The sequence below is a fragment of the Nocardia testacea NBRC 100365 genome (assembly GCF_000308775.1).
GTDB classification, from domain to species: Bacteria; Actinomycetota; Actinomycetes; order Mycobacteriales; family Mycobacteriaceae; genus Nocardia; species Nocardia testacea.
On the sequence record NZ_BAGJ01000082.1, the window covers coordinates 22,512 to 41,885 of the forward strand.

Below are 19,374 nucleotides of genomic sequence, written 5' to 3' on the forward strand. Positions count from 1 at the left end.
GGGATTCACCGAGGTAGTCGTCGTCGCGTTGAACGGCCCCGAAGGCGCCTACGACGACGTGCGGCTGTTGTTCGTGGCGGAAGGCACATCGGACCGGCACACGGCGGCAGTCCCCTATGACAGGGCCCGGACGGACCCCATGGTTGCCCCGGAGGTGGACACTGACGGGACCGCTCGGCCGGCGGCCGGACTCGAAGCGGAGATGGAAGCCGTGTCCCCGGCAGACGAGACCGAGGCCCGCCGTCGCGGTCTGTCCCCACGAGACCCCGCCGCCACCAGGGCTTCCGCAGCAGAGCAGGCAACAGCGAAGCCGGCTACCGCCGGCGACAGCCGCGCGACACCACCACCGGCGGGGGCGGTCGTTTCCGGGAATGGAACCGGAACGCGGGCGGATTGCGTGACCCGGGCATCGGAGGACTACTGGGCGACACTGGGGGTCGAACCTCCGGCGGGTGTGTACGAGCCGAATCTGGGCGGAGTGCTGCTGAAGGATGTGTCCGGGGTGGTCGGTGCGGGCTGGGATCCCGGCATCACCTCGCTGCAGCAGGCGAAGGATCGGGTGGCGCGGACCGGCAAGCCGATGATCGTCGTGGTCGTGTACGAGGGTGCCGACGGAGAGGCACCGCGTTGGGGGCACGCGGTGAATGTGAAGCGGGCAGCCGATGGTTCGGTGGTGGTGCACGAATCCGGTGTGGACGAGACCGAATGGTCGCCCGCGGCCCCGGTGGCCGCGGTTCTGGGTATGCGGATCGCGGAGGGGCCGCACGATCGGGTCGTGACCGAACTTCCGGAGCATGCCCTTGGTTTCGAGGAGGTGCGGATCGGGCTCCGGGCGGGGCTGGCCGCGCTCGGTCCGGAAACCTTCGCGCGCGTGGACGCCGCCAAAAAGGAACTCGCCGCGTTACCCGGCTATTGGTACATCTCCGACCTGCCGATGCCCGAACCCGGCGACATGTTCGGCGCCGATTGGGTCAGTAAACGGGGAGAATGGCTGAGTGCGCTGTTCGACGGGAAATTCGATGAACTGCGCGATATCGAATTCACCGAGAAGGACATGCTCGAACTCGGCCGGATCGTCGAGCGCTTTCCGGTCTACACCACGCTGGCGTTGATCGTCGCGGCCGGACTGTCGGTCGATCAGCTGGTGCACATTCGCAAGATGGGCTGGGGGCAGCTTTTCATCCGGCAGACGAAGATCACGCGGGAGGGCGAGACGATCAGCGTCTGGAAATTCCGGACGATGCGGAGGGGCAACCCGCTGGAACCGAGCAGTCGGAAGATCGAGGACAAGACCACCCCGGCTTCGAGATTCGCACGCAATACCTCGCTCGACGAATTGCCGCAACTCCTCGCGATCGCGGCCGGGACGATGCAGTATCTCTCCGGCCGCCCGCTCCTGCAGGAGGACCACGAAAGGATGAAAACCGTACTCACTTCCGAGGAGTACGAATTCTGGAACGACCATCTGAAGAACGACCTGTGGTCGGCGCTGCATTTCCCGGGTTGCCGGGCGCACGAACCCGAGAGCGAAACATATCTGCGGGCAAGGTATCTCGCTGCCTATATCTGGTCGAATATCGGCAGCAGAGCCGCCCAGGAATACATGATGAGGATTGTCGACCGCTACCTGGCCGGCGTGGTCGCGCTGGAGGCGCCGAACCTGCTGATCGGCACGGCCGAGGATATTCTCCGGGGCATTGCCGGCCTGCTACCCGGCAGCTCGGGGCAACAGCTGCTGAACGTTGCGGATCACGTGGCCGGTGATCCGTTGAGAAGCATCGCACAGACGATTCGAGGCACCGCGAATCGCCTGGCAAACCTGATGTATCCGATGCCGAGTGAGCCCGAGGCGGCCGGTTTCGAGCGGAAGAAAATGCTCGCGGCGATCGACTTCGTCGAGGGCGAGATCGCGGAAACCGACGGGTCACTCCCGGATCCGGGCAACGGGACCGAAAGGACGAGAACCGAACCGGACGCGGAGTCGAAGATCGGTCGGGATTCGCCGGCCGACGAGGTCGCCCGTTCCGGGCCGGCACCCGGGACACGCGGCGAGGGACTGTATTTCCCGCCCGTGGTCCACGGGAACATCAGCCTGCTCCGACCGGAGGACGTGCTGGATTCGAGCCGACTCGTCCGCCAACGGGACCATGTCGTCGCGGGTGTCGTCACTTCCGCGACGGTGTCGACCGGCGCGGATTCCGCGATATCCCTGGACCTCGAGGCCGTCGAGGTCGAGGGGTCGTTCCATCCCAATGTCGAGCAGGCGCTCGGCGGACCGACCCTGCTGCATCTCCGGGTCGGCGAGCTCGCCGTGGAATGCAAACTCTGGTATCGCATATTCGATTCCGGACGAATCCAGGTGCTCGTCTTCTACAAGGACGCGCCCGATACGACCGATATCGATTTCCGCACCCTGACCAGAGCCGTCGATACCGCGTTCCGTGGCAGGTTTCCCGGCTCATCCATAGAAGTCGAGGAATACCGGGACGACGGAACGGATTTCCGGCGGCGGTATATCGGCCCCGAGGAGACGGCGGCGTCTCGCGCGCAGTGGCACCTGGTCGAAGGAGCCCGCGACCTTCAGCACCGCCGGGCCGGCCTGACCGTGGGTTCGGCGGGACAGCCCGATGAGGTCCGGGCCCGGGGTGCGCGTACCGCCGCCGACGGGGTGTTCGCCCTGCTGAGCGAATGTGGCTGGGGCGATCCGGATCTGCTCGGCACCGTGGAGGACGCTACCTTCGATCTCGTCGACGAAGCGTTGAGCGCCGGCGACGGTGAGGTTCGGGTGACCGTCACTGTGACCGGCCGAGACCGCGCGGTCCTGGTCGAGGTCGCCGACAACGGCGTTGCGGAGCCTGCTCCGAGTACCCTGCGAGGCGTCGGCGACCACGGATTCCGGATGTTGCCGGCGAGCGCCGGCCGGGTCCGCTGGTTCCGGGCCGGGCCGGACGATACGCGGGGGAACGTGGCCGGAGAACCGGCGATTCTTCCCGCCGGGTCCCGCCGCGAACTCGCGCAGGACACCGATCAGGACAGCGATGGCGGCCGGGTGGTCACGGACGGGCGGACCGATAAGCCTGGGGAAGCGGAACCGGCCCCGCCGTCCACGCCGATCCCATGGCGCCCAGGACATGGGCGGACCCGGCAGATGAACGACTGCGTAGCCGCCGCCGCGCGGTTCCTCTGGGCCCTCGGCAACGATCGGGCGGCCGCCCCCGCCGACGGGGCCCGGGACTGGCGGGCGCTACAGACCGCCATCGACGCCGCACTCCAACCGGTGCCCCTCGTCCGGACCGCGGTGGGCTCCGACCCGCTCCGGTTCGTCGCCGACGCCGTGACGGATCCGGCAAACGCGCTCGATTCCGCCGTCGTGCTCGTGGACGACGGCGAGCGCATGCACACCTACGTGGTCACGAATATCGGGGGCATCGCCTTCGTCCACGACACCACGGTCGACCGGGCGGGCACGGAGCCGGAACCGGAGGGAGATCTCGTTCCCAGAGTGCGGTCCGTGGACGACTGGGTGCAGCCCTACACCCGGGTCCGACGTGCCCACGTCGCCTACTTCACCACCGATGAAAGCGGCCGGCTCGAGGATGTCCACCGGGATACCGGGTGGGACACCGGGTGGGCGCCGCCGCGCGACGGAGAGATCACCGGGCCACCCACCGATCCGGACCAGCGCACACCGGAAGAGCCGGAGCCCGAACCGGAGGTCGCCGGAGGACTTCACGATTTCCCGGGCCGGCCGAACCCGCGGTCACCCGAATCCGGGGAGATCGGCGCGCCGACTCCTACGACCGGGCCGGGCCGTGGTGAGCGACCTGGAGCATCGGCGCAGTCGCGGACTACCGGCCCGTCCGAGACCGGCGCGCCGCCGGCTCCGGCGCACCGGCGTTCATCCCTGCCGGAGGATCCGCCGCTCACCACCGCCGAGATCGCGGGAGCCCGTAGCGCCGTGGCGAAACTGCCCGATCATCTCGGACCCGGCGCACGGCCGGAATCGCTGATGGCCCGTGTCGATCCCGGTGCCGTCGTGGACGGCGCGCGGGCGCGCGCGAGCGCGAACGCGCGCTGGTGGCATTCGCTGCTTCCGGCCGAACAGTGGGGCTTCCTCCGGATGTATCCGCACCTGACCGGGAATTCCGATGGAATCCCCTACACGGTGCGTGACCGGGCCAATCGTCTCTTCGTCACCCGTGAGCTGGAACGGTTCCTGCGGCGCAAACCGCCCCACGGACGGCGGAGCCACGAACTGACGACCGTGGAACGGATCCACCTGCGCAATCTGCTCGAAACGCGCAGCCAGCTGGCCGTGATCGAACGTGACTCCCGGGCGGTCGGCGTGGACACGGTGCAGCTGATCGTTTTCGACCCGCTCGCGTACGGAGGCAACGGCAGGATCGCGGTATCACACGGTGACGCCGACACCGCGCAGCTGGTCACCCGCCATATCGGTGGTGTGGGCGCCAGGCTGCGTACGCTCCACAATCGTTCGACGTTCGTGCTGGCGCAGCTCGAGACGGCCATGCGGCTGAATCCGGGCGTTCCGATGGCCGCGATCAACGATATCGGCTACCGGCATCCCACTACCGCTTCCGAAGTCGGCGACCCGCTGCTGGCCGAGGTCGGCGGGTACGTGGTGGCCCGGGACCTGGTCTCCTACAACGCGACCCGGGAAGCGCAGGCCGCGCTCCCCGGTGGAGCGGCGTTGCCGACACTGCACACTCTCACCGGCCACAGTTTCGGGTCGACCACCGTCTGCTATGCCGGGCGGCGCGGGCGCCTGGCCGGCGAGATCGATCAGATCATCCTGTCGGGGTCACCGGGGGCGGGTCCGATCACCCATGCCGAACAGTTCGGCATCGGCGCGAGGAACGTGTACGTCATGGCGGCCTACCGCGACCTGATCACCTGGCTCGGGGCCGAGCATCAGGGCAAGGCGGGACGGCTGTTCAATCGCGGTCTCGGCCCCGATCCGGCGGTCGCGGCATGGGGCGGTCGCCGGGTCGAGGTGGTGCCGCCCGATCTCCCCGAATTCCACGGGATCAAGGGCCTGAAGGCCGTACACCAGGGTTACAACGCCTACGCCGACCCCACTGCTCGTATCCCGGCGGTATCGCTGCTCAACTTCGGGTTGATCACCGTCGGTCGCGGCAGCGAGACAATACCGGCAACACCGCGCGGTGACTCTCCGGCCCGCTGGCGGCGGATCGCCGCCCTGCCGATCGACCCGGAGCGGACCCGGCGCGCCGGTCGCGGTCCGGTCGATCCGTCGCCCGGGCAGTCTCCGGCCCATACCGGGCCGGAATTCCCGGCCGACCCGAAATCGGCCGGGGATCCGGCGGATTCGGCGGAGCCCTCGGGTAACCCGTGGTCCACGCGGGTGCCGGCGGCCACCGAGGCGTCCCGGGGTACACCGGTATCCGAAGACGACAGCGACGAACCGTTGTTCGTCGTGGCACCCGGTACTCGCGACGACCTGCTCGACGGTGAACCCGCGTTCGCGATGGAACCGATGCAACCGGCGAACGAGGTCGATGAAGAGTCCGAATACCGGATCGCCGCGGACGCGCGGGTACTGGCCCATCCGGACCTGGCCGGGCTGTTGCCGGCCGCGGCATACCGGGTGCGCGGTACCTCGGAAGGCACCGTGATGTCCCCCGAGCACGCGGCGGTATTGCGCCGGTTCGCCCTGGCGCACGGTGAATATCGCGACGGGAAGTACAACCGTGTTCACCTGCTCGGTAATTACGCGGTACGTGAGCCGAAACCCGAGGCCGCCTCCGCCGACTATCGCCTGTGGCCGCACGAGTATCGCACGGTCGAAGCCCTGGTGCGGACCGCTGTGCGGTTGGGCCCTTCCCATCTGGTTGCCCGGTTACCACAGATCCTGCACGTGGAGACCGACGATGCCGGCAATGTCCTGTACGAGATTCATCGGCGGATCGCCGGGCAGCCGGTGAAACGACTGTTCCATCCGGAGGTCCGATCCGTACTCGCAGATCTGCAGCCGGTCTTCGAGGAAGTACCCGTACCCCAGGAGCTCCTGCCATTGCCCGCGGGCTATCCGGCATCCGGTGATTCGACGGGTTTCTTCGCGATGCTGGTCGATCACCTGGAGACCCGGTATCAGGCGGCTCTGCGTGACCCGGCAACAGGTCCCGCGCTGCGCGGACTCGGACTCCCGGAGTCACTGGCCCCCAGGCTCACCGCACTCGCCGCCCAGGTGCGGTCCCAGCCCTTCCGCCTGCTACATGCCGATATCACCCGCGCAAATATTCTCGGCATCGGAGACGATGCCGCTGTCCTGATCGATTTCGGCCTCGCGCTGTACGGGCCGCCCGATTTCGAATCCGCGGTAATGCTCCAGCGTGATTTCGACGAGTTCCCCAGCGATTGGCGCCTCCCTGCCGCATTCAGGCCGTTTATCGCGTTGCTCGACACGCAGCGGATTCTCGACGATCTGGTGCGTCTCGTTCAGCAGGCGGAACGCCCGGATCCCGACTTCTTCCAGGCGCAGTTGACGGCGCACTCCCTGTTCATGGCGGTGCCGAGGGTCGAATCCATCTGGTATGAAGACGGATTCACCCTGGCGCAGGTATTCGCCGCGATCGGTCACCTCCTGCAGGCGATCGAGGACCGAGTTACCGGTGGCGGGTCTCCGGTGTAATCGACGGACGCAGCGGGCTCGATCCCGCAAACCGATTCGGAGATAGATTCCGGGAACCGGTGTACATGGTTGCCGAGCGCCGGTCGAGCGGGATCAGCGGTCACCGGGTCGGCGGCAGTACGGGCCGGTCGGTCGAGCCGTGGCCGTCGACGCGTCGCCGCGAATCGGCCGGCCGCGTCCGCACGGGCCGTGAACGAGGGCGACCGACCACTGTGTCGTACGCCTGCCGGTCGTCGTCGGGGCCGGCTGTCCGCGGGGAACGGGCCGCCGACTTTCCACCGCCGAGCTACTCGTACCGGGCCGTCGGCCGGTGCGGACATTCCGGGGCACGGGTTCGCCAGATCGCCGCGACCCGGGGCAGCGTAGGTGCGGTGGGCGCGAATCGGGGTGATTGCCCGATCTTTGCGAAAACGGTCAGGAGATTCGTCGTTTCATCTGGGCGAGCCAGTTTGACCAGAGACTTCCCGGGTAGTTGCCGGTATGTAGCCGAACGGATTCGCGCAGGCGAAATGCCGCCGGCTACAGGTAGGTGCGGCGCCGCTCCCGATCCACACAACCGGGATCGACGGGCACACCGAGCGGCAACGTCGTAGCCGGCCACGAGCCGGAAACCGACCGGGCCGGACTCCGGTCGCGACCGCGCGACTCGGTTCGCCGGCCACGTATCGGACGAGAATCGAGGAAGAATGCCATGGCTCAACATGTGGAAGATCTGATCGGCGACGCAGTCTACGATCTCGGCGGCGCCAAGATCGGAAAGGTCAAACGGGTCTATGTCGACAATGCGTCCGGCGCGCCGACATGGGCATCGGTCAGTACCGGCCTGTTCAGTGAGGACTCTCTCGTACCGCTCGCCGGTGCCCAGTTGCGAAAGGACCCCGCCGAACTCCAGGTACGAGTGCACAAGGAAGCGGTGAAAACGGCCCCGCATCTCGCGCACGACGGCCTGATCACCCAGGATTCCGAGAACGATCTGTTCGTCCACTACGGCGTCGACCCGAACCGGTCCGGCTGGGAGGACTACGGGCGGCACGCCGGCCCACCTACCCGCGGCGAGGCTCGTGCGGCCGCAAACACGGCGACCACCGGCCGGGTCGCGGGGAATGCGGGGACCACCGGCCGGGTCGCGGGGAATGGGGGGACCACCGGCCGGGTCGCCCCCACCGCGGCCGCACCCGACAGAGGCGATACCCGGCGCCCCGACTTCGTCGTGCGCTCGGAGGAGCGGCTGAACATAGGCACCCGTCAGGAGGTGTCGGGGCACGCTCGCCTGCGCAAGTACGTGGTGAGCGAAGAGCAGACGATCACCGTGCCGACCGGTCACGAAGAAATCCGGATCGAGCGCGAACCGATCACCGATGTCTCGGCACTGCCGGCCGACTTCGGTGATCAGGAGCAGGAGGTCACGCTGCACGCGGACCGGGTGACCGTGGAGAAGGAGATGGTCCCGGTCGAACGGATCCGGCTGGTCGTCGATCGGGTCGAGGACGAGCAGACGGTCACCGAGACGGTCCGCAAGGAGCGGATCGAGATCGAGGGGCTCGACCGCGACGACGAACTCCGCTGACCGTGACCGCCGGTGGGTCCGGAATACCCGGGCCCACCGGTTCGCGCTGTCAGGACCGGCCGGCCGGTGCCTCCGCCCGGTCCGGGGACTCCTCGAGTTCGAGTGGGGCCGGGGCCGAATCGACCTGCCCGTCCTGTTCCACACCGGGCAGCAGCCGTGGCAGCACCGTCGCGCCCGCGGTCGCGGCCAGCGCGGAGGTGTTCGCGATGGTCCACCCGACCGGCCCCAGCGGTGTGCAGCCGAAGTACGCGCCGAGACCGGGCGTCATCACGATCACTCCCAATACCGCGCCACTGGCGGCGGTGGTGAGCCAGACCAGCGGGCTGCGGTAGCCCGCCACCAGGGTCTGACCGAGTTGGGTGCCGATCAGTGCCACCAGGCCGATGGTGTCCGCTCGCCGCTGGGTGCCGGTGTAGCGACCGGCCATCCAGGCGACCGAGGCGCCGGTGGCGGTCGCGACCCCGCGGACCCCGATGGTGCGCAACAGGTCGGCGCCGAGGCTGGCCGGGGGGATCGCGGCGAGCTGGCCCGCGCGCTGGGCGACCCAGTCGTCGTCGGGTTCGGGGGTCTCCTGATCACCGGCCAGTGCGAGCGCGAGGGCGGGGAACATATCGGTCAGCAGGTTCACCAGCAGGAACTGGCGGGTTCCCAGCGGGGCGCGACCCCCCACCGCGGTACCGAACAACGTGAACGCGACCTCACCGGCGTTACCGCCCACCAGGACTGCCACCGCGTCGGCCACCCGCTGCCACATGCTCCGGCCCTCGACCAGCGCATGCAGCAGCGCCCGCGGATCCGGTTCGGTGAGGACCAGATCGGCGGCGTTGCGGGCGGCGGCCGAACCGTGTGCGGCGATACCGATCCCGATATCGGCGGTGCGGATCGCCGCGGCGTCGTTGCTGCCGTCGCCGGTCATGCCCACGACATGCCCGGTCCGGCGCAGGGCGGCCACGATGCGCACCTTCTGCTCGGGATCGACGCGAGCGAACACGGTGCTGCGTTCGATGAGTTCGGTCTGCGCGGTGTCATCGAGTTCGTCGAGGTCGGCGCCGGTGGTGACGGTGTCGACCGTGATACCCAGCCGGCGCGCGACGGCCGCCGCCGTAACCGGATGGTCGCCGGTGATCATCCGGACCCCGACACCGTTGTCCTCGAGCGCGCGGACCAGATACGGAGTCTGCGGCCGCGGCGTATCGGCGATGCCGAGGAATCCCATCAGGGTCAGCCCCTCCACCACGTCCTCGACATCATCGGGCGGACCGGACAGGTCACGCCGGGCGACCACCAGCACCCGCAGACCCTGTTCCGCGAGGTCGTGCACCGTGGCCTCGGCCCGCTCCCGCTGTCCGTCGGATAACGCGCGATCCGTCTTACCGGACGCGCCACCGCGGACCCGGGTGCACCGGGGTAGCACGACCTCGGGCGCACCCTTGACGACCAGGCGCAGTTTGTGCGCGGTCCGCCCGAATGCCGCCGCGTACCCCCGGTTGGATTCGAACGGTATCTCGTCGATCGGATCCCACCGGTGCGCGTCCTCGCCCAGGATCTCGGCGGCGTCCAGGACGGCCCGGTCCGTGGCGTGCAGCACCGGTCCGTTGTCCGGGTCCGGGCAGGCGCGCGCCGCGGCCCGCAGCAGCCGCCGGGCGGCGTCGCTGTCGCTGCCGGGTTCCCACTGCTCGTCCAGATCGGCGAGCGCGGTCAGCCGCAACCGTCCCTCGGTGAGGGTGCCGGTTTTGTCGAAGCACAGGGTGTCCACCCGGCCCAGGGCTTCGACCGCGCGGTTGGCGCGGACCAGCACGCCGTAGCGGGACAGCCGCCGCGCCGCGGCGAGCTGCGCCACCGTGGCGACCAGCGGGAGCCCTTCGGGCACCGCCGCGACCGCGACACCCACTCCGTCGGCGATCGCCGCCCGCAGGGTGCGGCCGCGCAGACCTCCGAGCGCGGTCACGATCGCGCCGCCGGTGAGGGTGAGCGGTAGCGCGCGGTCGGTGAGGGCCCGCAACTGGGCCTGGACCCCGCCCTTCTCCGGCGGTACCGCCCCCGCGGTGGCGCGGCCGGCCTGCGTATCGGCGCCGACCGCGACGACCACGGCCACCGCCGACCCGCTCACCACCGTCGTGCCCTCGAACACGAGGCAGGCGCGATCGCCGAGCGCCGCCCCCGGCGTGGCCTCGACCTGCTTGGGTACCGTGACCGACTCCCCGGTGAGCCCGGACTCGTCCATTTCGAGGTCCTCGGCGCGCAACAGACGGGCATCGGCGGGCACCACCTCACCGGCGCGGATCGTGAACACATCGCCGATCTGGAGGCTGTCGGCGGGCACCTCCGTGACGGCGGGATCCTCGGCGTCGATCTCGGCGCGGTCGATCACCCGCCCGGCCAGCCGCTCGCCCTCGATGAGGTCGAACAACTCGTTCTCCGCGGCCTGGCGCTGGCGCGCGGAGATCATCGCGTTCACGGTGAGCACCGACGACAGCAGGACCGCGTCGGAGGGGGAGCCGAGGATCGCGGTCGCCGCGGCGCCGACACCGAGGATCGGGGTCAGCGGATCGGCCAGCTCCCGGCGCATATGGCCGAGAAAGTCGGTGAGCGAGGACATCCGGGCCGCGACCACGCCACGGTCCGCGGGTTCGGCGGTCGCACGTTCGGCCACCGGTGCCGGTTCCGGGAGCCGGGCCAGCACCTCGTCCGGTTCCAGGGCGTGCCAGGGCAGCTGGGGCGCGTGCTCCGCGGACGGGCGGGCCCGGACCGCGCGCGCACCGGATACCGCCCCGTTGAACAGGCCGGCGAAATTCGCCGCGATCATGGGTGCGGTCCGGGAGCGGGTCGCGGGCGAGGCCGCGAGCAGCAACCCGGTCAGACTGCACGCCGACAGCGCCAGGGTGCGGCCGCGTTCGCTGACCTGCCGGGCGGGCCCTACCACCCCGAGGGTGCGTTGCACCTGGCCCAGGTCCCGGCACAGCAGATCGGCCGACCAGGGCACATGGATACCGCCGCCTTCACAGCCGACGATGCCGATCGCCACATCGGCCCGGTCCAGTGCCTTGTGCGCGCGGGTGGCCAGTACCGCGACCACATGCCCTTGTTTCTGGAGCCGGTGGACGTGTGAGCTGAGCGATCCCTGGGCGTTCACGAATTCGTCGGCGAGACTGCGGAGTTCGCCGGCATCGCGATGGCCGGCGAGCACCACCCGCAATCCGGCCCGCCGGGCTGTGCCGAGGACATCGTGTGCCCGCGGGTCGAGTTCCCGCCCGACCAGCACTCGGCCGAGTATCCGCTCACCCTCGCGCAGTTCCCGCCAGACCGGGCGGGTGGTGGCCCCGCGGTCGGGGGCGCCCGACTCGGGGCGCACCAGCCGCACTGCCTTCCTGCCTCCGGGACCCACCTCGTCGGGGGCCGACCACAACAGCCGTTGCGCCGTGCTCCAGACCCGCGCCGCCGGCCAGCCGTCGTCGGTCGTCGCCACCTCCAGCACCACACGCCCGGACGTGGCCAGCGCTTCGCCGTCGACGACCAGGGCGGTGAGCCGGTCGAGCCGCCGCCACGCCGCGGGGTGCAGGGTGAGCACGCCGGCCCCGGCGAGGGCGGTGGACACCGTCGCGGCGAATACTTCCCGTCCGGCGCGCGCGGTTTTCGGCGCGCCCAGCATCAGGGCGTCCGGTACGTCACCGATACGGCCCAGGCCCGCCAGAGTGGCGGCACCCGCCAGGGACGCGGCCGCCGTCTCGTCGGCGACCCGTTCGACCGGCCCCCGCGGCATATCGGCGGGCCGGGTGTAGGACGGGAGCGGTTCGGCGACCCCGAAGTGCTCGGCATCGACGATATCGGTCTCCCATTGCTGCCACTGCCCGCGCCGGGCCAGCGCCTCGGTCAGGATGAATCCGCGCTGGACCGTATCGGCCAGCAGGTTGGTGACTCCGCCGGCAGCGCCCTCGCCCAGGGCGGACCCCGCGGCGTTGGCGATGGCGAGCACCATATCGGTGCGGGCGCTGCCCAGCCGCTGCTCGAGGTGTGTGCGCAGCCGGGGCTGGGCGTCGGTGAACGCCGCCACCGCGCGCACGCCGCGCATCAGTCCGCGCAGCGGAGGCACCGCGCCCACCGCCGATACCGCGATGGCGCACACATCACCGGCCACCTCGATGGCCGCGGCCAGGACCGGTTCGCGGTCGGCCGGGAATTCGTCGGCGCGACTCCAGCCGGTATCGGCGACATCGGATTCCTCTTCGACCGCTTCCACCGCCGCCAGCAGCTTCTCCAGATCGGCGCCGCTGGACAGCGCGGTGACGAGCCGGCCGGTGACCGCGTTGACCCGCCACCATTCCACTCCGCGCAGCCGGCCGAGGTGCTGTTCGAGCGAGCGGTTCACCGCCGAGCCCTGACCGTTGTCCAGGCCGCGCACCTCGATGGTCGCGTGGTCCTCGGTCACCTCGATCCGGCGCTGGGCGCGCCGGTCACGCGGGTCGATCAGCGCCGCCAGATCGTCGCGCAGGCTCGCCGACTCGTCGGATTCGAGCGTCGACAGGCCGGACGCGACCGTCGTGACGACTTTCTCCGCCGCGCGCCACGGCACCTCGACCGCCCGGACGCCGGTGTCGACGGCGCGGCCCGTTCCGGTGCGCACCACGGCTGCCGCGGTGGAAACCGGAGCGGTCAACAAGCGGGGAGACAGCATGCTTCGCACAGAGGGACCCATAGGGGAGCGCCTACCCTGCGCGGGCCCGGTCAAACGCCGCCGAGCGGCATATCCGCCGCTCGGGGCGTCGTCGCGAGGGTCGGCCCGAGTGCGAGCCGGTGCCCGCCAGTGGTGTCGCATGTCCGCGGTGCCGCTTCCGGGCTAGCCTGCAAAGGGTGCGGTGCGCAGGACACGCCCACCCGGCAGGGCACGGCGCGGACCACGAGACCGGCGGCCGCGGTGAGCGCCCAGTAGCGGCGATCGCCGGGCCGCTGTCGCGGGCAGACCTCGACGAAGGAGTCTCATGCGCTGTGTGGTGTTCGGAGCCACCGGTTACCTCGGTGGGCGCCTGGTACCGGAACTCCTGCGCGCCGGTCACACCGTCCGGGTGCTCGCGCGGACTCCGGGTAAACTCACCGACGCGCCGTGGCACGACCGGGTGGAGATCGTGCGCGGTGATGTCACGGTCGCCGCGGACGTGCGCGCCGCGCTGGCGGACCAAGAGGTCCTGTACTACCTCGTGCACTCACTGACCCGCTCGGATTTCGACACCGTCGACCGCGACGCCGCGACCATCGTCGCCCGCGAGGCCGCGGCGGCCGGACTCGGCCGGATCGTCTACCTCGGCGGGATCGCGCCCGCCGGCCAGGACCTGTCCCGGCATCTGTCCTCGCGCGCCGAAGTCGGCCGGATCCTGCTCGACGGTGCCGTCCCCGCGCTGGTGTTCCGCGCGGCGGTGGTGATCGGTTCGGGTTCGGCCAGTTTCGAAATGCTGCGCTACCTCACCGAACGTCTGCCCGCGATGGTCACCCCGCGCTGGGTTCGGTCGCGGATCCAGCCGATCGCCGTCCGGGACGTGCTGTACTACCTCACCCGGGCGGCGGCAGTCCCGCCCACCGTGACCGGCGCATTCGATATCGGGGGCCCGGACGTCCTCACCTACGAGCAGATGATGCGGGTATACGCCGAGGTCGCCGGGCTACCGCGGCGGGTGATCGTGCCGGTGCCCGTGCTCACGCCGTGGCTGTCGGCACAGTGGGTGAACCTGGTGACACCGGTGCCCAGGGCGATCGCCGTCCCCCTGATGGAATCCCTGGTCAATGATGTCGTCTGTGCCGAGCACGAGATCGCCGCACATATCCGCGACCCCGACGGTGGTCTCACCGGGGTCCGGCGCGCCGTGGAGCTGGCGCTGACCCGGATCCGGGATCTGGATGTGCCGACCCGCTGGTCGGATGCCGGCCCCGAGCCCTCCGAGCCGTTGCCCACCGATCCGGCATGGTCGGGCGGGTCCCTCTACCAGGATCTGCGGGAGCGTTCGACGAGCGCGGATCCGGCCGCGCTGTGGACGGTGATCGAATCGATCGGCGGGGAGCACGGCTGGTACTCCTTCCCCCTGGCCTGGTCGCTGCGCGGCTGGCTGGACCGTCTCGCCGGGGGTGTCGGACTGCGCCGGGGCCGGCGCGATCCGCACCGGCTCCACGAAGGGGAGGCGCTGGACTGGTGGCGGGTGGAGCGGATAGAACGACCCACCCTGCTGCGCCTGCGGGCGGAAATGCGGGTTCCGGGACGCGCCTGGCTCGAGTTGGAGGTCCGGCCCGGCGACGGGCGTGCCGGCGCGATCTACCGGCAGCGTGCCGTCTTCGAGCCGCACGGGCTCGCCGGGCATCTGTACTGGAAGTCGATCGTGCCCTTCCACGCCCTGGTATTCGGCGGGATGGCCCGCAACATCACCGGCGCAGCGGAGCAGGCCGACGGTGGTCGCGGCGGGTCCGCTCGTCCGAGGACGCCGGGTCCGCTGCGTCTTCTGGGCCGCAGCGCGCGCTGAATTCTGCTGCTCAGCAGCATTTTCGGAGCCGGTGCGCGCGGGCGGCGCGGTACCGTGTCGGAGGCCGCCGTTACCCTCGGGCCCATGTCGCTGGCATGGTTGCGTTCCCACGCCGTCGCCTGGTCACTGCCGCGCAGTCCGGGCTCACTCGCCGAGGCCCTGACCGAACTGGAGTTCGTGCAGGCCGACCCAATCCGTTCACCCGCCCGGGCCCAGGACCTGATCCTGCGGCACCGGGTGCGCGGCTATCGGGCGGGTGATCTCGACCGTGACTACCGGTCGCTCGGGATCGACGAGGACCTCCTGTACGCGTACGGCTACACCGTGCCCCGGCTGCGTCCGTACCTGCATCCCCGCCACCATCCGCGGGGTACCGACGGCGCATTCCCGCACGACGGGCGATCGGCGGCGGTCCTGGACTTCGTCCGGGAGCGCGGCGTGGTGCATCCGCGCGAGTTGCAAGCGCATTTCGGGCATCGCGGCGTGGTCAACGCATGGGGCGGCACCTCATCGGCCACCACGGTCGCCCTGGAGGAACTCCATCGTTACGGGTTGCTGCGGGTGGCCGACCGCGTATCCGGGATCCGGCGTTACGAGATCGCCGAGCCGCCGGCGGTCGTGCTGGAGCCCGCCGAGCGCCGCCGGGTCCTGGCGCTGCGGGTGGCGCGCACCCTGGCCCCGGCCACGGAATCGACCCTTTCCGCCACGGTCAATCGCATTGTCCGGCCGATCGGCGGCGCCACCGGTTCGGCGACCATCCGCGAGCTTCTGGCCACCGGCGAACTGTCCGCCCTGACCGTCGACGGAGTCCGCTACCTGTGGCCGTCCGATCTCCAGCCCGCCGACCGCGCGCCACAGGCCCGGGTCCGATTCCTGGCGCCCTTCGACCCCCTCGTATGGGACCGGAAGCGTTTCGGCCGGATCTGGGGCTGGGACTATCGGTTCGAGGCCTACACCCCCGTCGCCCAGCGGGTCCGCGGGTACTACGCGATGCCGATGCTGTGGCGCGACCGCGTGATCGGCTGGGCGAATTGCGCGGGCCCGGGCAGTGCGGTCGAGGTCGGATACGTGGACGGTGCCCCGAAGGGCCGGGCCTTCGCCACCGCCCTGGACGCGGAAATCGACCGGCTGCACAGTTTTCTGGGTCCGAATTGAGCCGTACGAGCGTGGCGCCCGCCAGAGGCGTCGCCCCGCGAGTTGCGCGGGAATGTATGTGCAACCGCGCTTTTCGGACAGATCCGCCGTAACGGAGGTACTGCCCGTCTCGATCTGTGAGTGACACATAACACGTTTGAATCGGATCGAGGTGGGGTCGTGACGTCTCCGTTGCTGTCCAAGGGACAGAACCTGCAGCTGCCAGGTGATGTGGCGCAGGTGGATGTGGTGCTCGGTTGGACGGAATCGGAAGTGGAAGTCGATGCCTCCGCGCTGTTGCTGGACCCGGCCGGAAAGGTGCGATCGGATGCGGACTTCGTGTTCTACAACCAGCCGGAATCTCCGGACGGATCGGTCCGGTTCCTGGGCGCCAGTGCGACCGAGGAAGGGGCGCAGGCCCGGATCGCACTCGACCTCTCGGCCGTACCTGCCGAGGTGCAGACGGTCGCGTTGGCCGGAAGCCTCGTCGCGGGCACATTCGGAGACCTCGGCAAGCTCACATTCCGGGTGGTCGATACGGCAGGGCATCTGCTGGCCGAATACGTGACCGCCGACGCCGTGAACGAATCGGCGTTCGTCTTCGGTGAGGTATACCGCCGGGGGGATGTGTGGAAGGTTCGCGCGGTCGGGCAGGGCTGGGATTCGGGACTGGGCGGCCTGGCGACGGGTTTCGGAGTCTCCGTCGACGACGGCACCGTGGAGGAATCGAAGACGCCGACCGATCTGCCGCAGCCGGTGCCGGCTGTCTCCGATGCCCCTGCCGACGATGTGGGGGCAACCGTGGTCCCGCCCTCGCGGCCCGAGCGTCGCGGTGTGCGCACGGCGAAGCGTGCGGTGCGGACGAGCAAACCGATCGAGTTCGTATTGGCGGAGAACGAGTCATGGCAACCGGCGCGATTGTTCTCGGTGGCCGGAGTCGGCGCCGGCGAGGAGCAGGAACGCCGGGCTACGTCGGCGTTGGTCGCCACCATGCAGGCGGTCCGGCCGTTCGCCCGGGCGTTGTGCGCGCGAGTCGGGGCTCCGGCAGGAACATTCGAGGGATATTTCGAAGTCCAGTACGACCGTGGTGACGGAAGGGTTGTCCCGGACGCCGTGTTCCGGGTGGCCCGTGGTGGCCGGCTGTGGACCGGCCTGCTGGAGGTCAAGACCGGAAACGGAAAGCTGCGGCGAGAACAGCTGGAAAGCTATCTCGACGTGGCGCGTAAGAAGAAGTACGACGCGGTGATCAGCCTGTCCAACGACATTCCCGCTGCTGCCGGGGAACTGCCGGTGCAGGTCGACCGTCGCAAGCTGACCAAGGTCGCGCTGCGTCATCTGTCCTGGGCCGAGGTCTCGCACGAGGCACGTCGCCTGCTGGCGCACGGTGGTGTCGAGGATCCCTTGCAGGCCTGGCTGCTCGGCGAATTCCTGCGCTATCTCGACCATCCCCGTTCCGGGGCGACGGAATTCGTGGATATGGGGCGGCACTGGGTCGCGGTGCGCGATGCGGTCACCTCGGGCACCCTGCGAGGTGGTGACCAGAAGGCGGCCGCGGTGGCCGAGCGGTGGGTGTCGCTGTCGCGTCACCTGGCCCTGCGTCTGACCGCAGAACTCGGTGTCACGGTGAAGCACATGCTGCCGCGGCGGCACGCCGCCGATCCGGTAGCCCGGAACGCGGCGGTAGCGGAGCGGCTGGCCACCGACGGCATCTTCGAAGCTGTGCTCCGGATACCGGAGACGGCCGGTGATCTCGTGGTCGTCGCCGACGTCCGGACGAACAGGATCCGTTGCCGTATCTCGGTGGCGGCACCCGGTGAGGGGACATCGTCCCGTCGGCTGTCGTGGCTGCTCAAACAGCTCGAGGAGGCGCCGGGGTCGGTTCAGGTCGAGGCGGAGTTCTCCGAACGCGGCCAGACCACCTGTGAACACCTCGACACGGTGCGCGCGGAGCCCAGGGTACTGACCAGCGGCCGGGCCGGTGAGATCGTCTCCTTCACACTCGAACAGGGCTTCCCGATGGGAAGCCGCCGCTCCGGAACCGCGGCAAGTTTCATATCCAGCGTGACCTCCTCGGTCGATGGCTTCTACGGCCGGGTCGTGCAGCCACTTCGGGAGTGGACCCCTGCCGCTCCGAAACAGGCCGAGCCGTTGCTGCCCGCGGCGGCCGGAGCCGTCGGCGGGTGAGGTGGGGCCGGTTTGTCCCGGGAGACCGCGGGTAGCCGCCGACGGAACGGCCCCGGCAGTCGCGGCCCACTCGCCCCGCCGGGGCCGGTACTCGAGTCCGGAGGTGGCGGAGATGAAGGCAGTGACCTGGCAGGGCAGGCGGGATGTATCGGTCGAGGAGGTACCGGATCCGGGGATCCGGGAGCCGGGCGACGCGGTCGTCCGGGTGACCTCCACGGCGATCTGCGGTTCGGATCTGCACCTGTACGAGCTGCTCGGTGCGTACATGAGCCCGGGCGATGTGCTGGGTCACGAGCCGATGGGCATCGTGGAAGAGGTGGGGCCCGGGGTGCGCAACCTGTCGGTGGGCGACCGGGTCGTGGTGCCGTTCCAGATCAGCTGCGGCGAATGCGAGATGTGCCGGCAGGGTCTGATGACCCAGTGCGAGACCACCCAGGTCCGCGATCAGGGCTGTGGGGCGGCGCTGTTCGGCTACTCGAAGCTGTACGGCCAGGTGCCCGGCGGTCAGGCCGAGTACCTGCGGGTACCGCACGCGGATTTCACCCATATCCGGGTGCCCGAGGACGCGGACGATACGCGGTATCTGTTCCTGTCCGATGTGCTGCCGACCGCCTGGCAGGCCGTGGAGTACGCGGCGGTTCCCGACGGCGGATCGGTGACGGTGCTGGGGCTGGGGCCGATCGGCGATATGGCCGCGCGGGTCGCTCACCATCGCGGGCTGCGGGTGATCGGCGTGGACCTGGTTCCGGAGCGGCTGGACCGCGTCGCCGCGCGCGGGATCGAAACCATCGATCTGCGCGCGGTGGGGGACGGACTGGCCGATGCCATCCGCGACCGTACCGAAGGTCGCGGCACCGATGCGGTGATCGAGGCGGTCGGGATGGAGGCACACGGGTCGCCGCTGGCGGCCACGGCGCAGCGGGCGGTGTCGTATCTGCCGGCCCGGGTGGCGCGGCCCGCGATGGACACCATGAGCGTGGACCGGCTCGCGGCGCTGCACACCGCGATCGATATCGTCCGGCGTGGAGGCACCATTTCGATCATCGGCGTCTACGGCGGGACGGTGGACCCGATGCCGATGCGCACCCTGTTCGACAAACAGATCCAATTGCGGATGGGCCAGGCGAATGTGAAGCGCTGGGCCGACGACATCCTGCCGCTGCTCGACGACAGCGATCCGCTGGGGGTGGATTCGTTCGCCACCCACCGGATGCCGTTGTCGTCGGCGCCGCAGGCGTATCAGATGTTCCAGGCCAAGCAGGACGGCGCGGTCAAAGTGGTGCTCGATCCCGCCGCGTGAGCGGGGTCCGGCCGGC

At 69.8% G+C, this 19,374-nt stretch carries 7 protein-coding genes (1 of these 7 cut by a window edge); 6 read left to right on the forward strand and 1 reads right to left on the reverse strand.

The window, feature by feature from the left end; all coding sequences use genetic code 11:
* Window positions 1-6,673, forward strand: the 3' portion of a protein-coding gene (locus ON38_RS10305) for a LuxR C-terminal-related transcriptional regulator (protein ID WP_218000760.1). 22,265 nt of this gene lie to the left of the window's left edge; only the last 6,673 of its 28,938 coding nucleotides appear in the window; its start codon lies beyond the left edge, outside the window; its stop codon occupies window positions 6,671-6,673.
* Between the two features lie 691 nt (window positions 6,674-7,364).
* A complete protein-coding gene (locus ON38_RS10310) occupies window positions 7,365-8,240 on the forward strand; it encodes a DUF2382 domain-containing protein (RefSeq protein ID WP_039824329.1) in 876 nt (291 codons plus the stop codon).
* Window positions 8,241-8,289: 49 nt separating this feature from the next.
* On the opposite strand, the gene ON38_RS10315 is transcribed toward ON38_RS10310, so the two are convergent.
* Window positions 8,290-12,912 (reverse strand): cation-translocating P-type ATPase, encoded by a 4,623-nt coding sequence (locus ON38_RS10315; protein WP_157181720.1) that lies wholly within the window; start codon window positions 12,910-12,912, stop codon window positions 8,290-8,292.
* Window positions 12,913-13,216: 304 nt separating this feature from the next.
* Between ON38_RS10315 and ON38_RS10320 the strand changes: the two genes are divergently transcribed.
* The 4 genes from ON38_RS10320 (at window position 13,217) to ON38_RS10335 (ending at window position 19,358) form a co-directional block, all read left to right on the forward strand.
* Complete coding sequence (locus ON38_RS10320) at window positions 13,217-14,740, forward strand: SDR family oxidoreductase (protein WP_051164574.1); 1,524 nt, start codon at window positions 13,217-13,219, stop codon at window positions 14,738-14,740.
* Between the two features lie 84 nt (window positions 14,741-14,824).
* Window positions 14,825-15,895 carry a DNA glycosylase AlkZ-like family protein gene (locus ON38_RS10325; RefSeq protein WP_039824330.1) on the forward strand — a complete coding sequence of 357 codons (1,071 nt, stop codon included), beginning with the start codon at window positions 14,825-14,827 and terminating at the stop codon, window positions 15,893-15,895.
* Between the two features lie 159 nt (window positions 15,896-16,054).
* Window positions 16,055-18,058 (forward strand): TerD family protein, encoded by a 2,004-nt coding sequence (locus tag ON38_RS10330; RefSeq protein ID WP_039824332.1) that lies wholly within the window; start codon window positions 16,055-16,057, stop codon window positions 18,056-18,058.
* A gap of 112 nt (window positions 18,059-18,170) precedes the next feature.
* Complete coding sequence (locus tag ON38_RS10335) at window positions 18,171-19,358, forward strand: zinc-dependent alcohol dehydrogenase (RefSeq protein WP_039824376.1); 1,188 nt, start codon at window positions 18,171-18,173, stop codon at window positions 19,356-19,358.
* The last annotated feature ends 16 nt before the right edge of the window (window positions 19,359-19,374 follow it).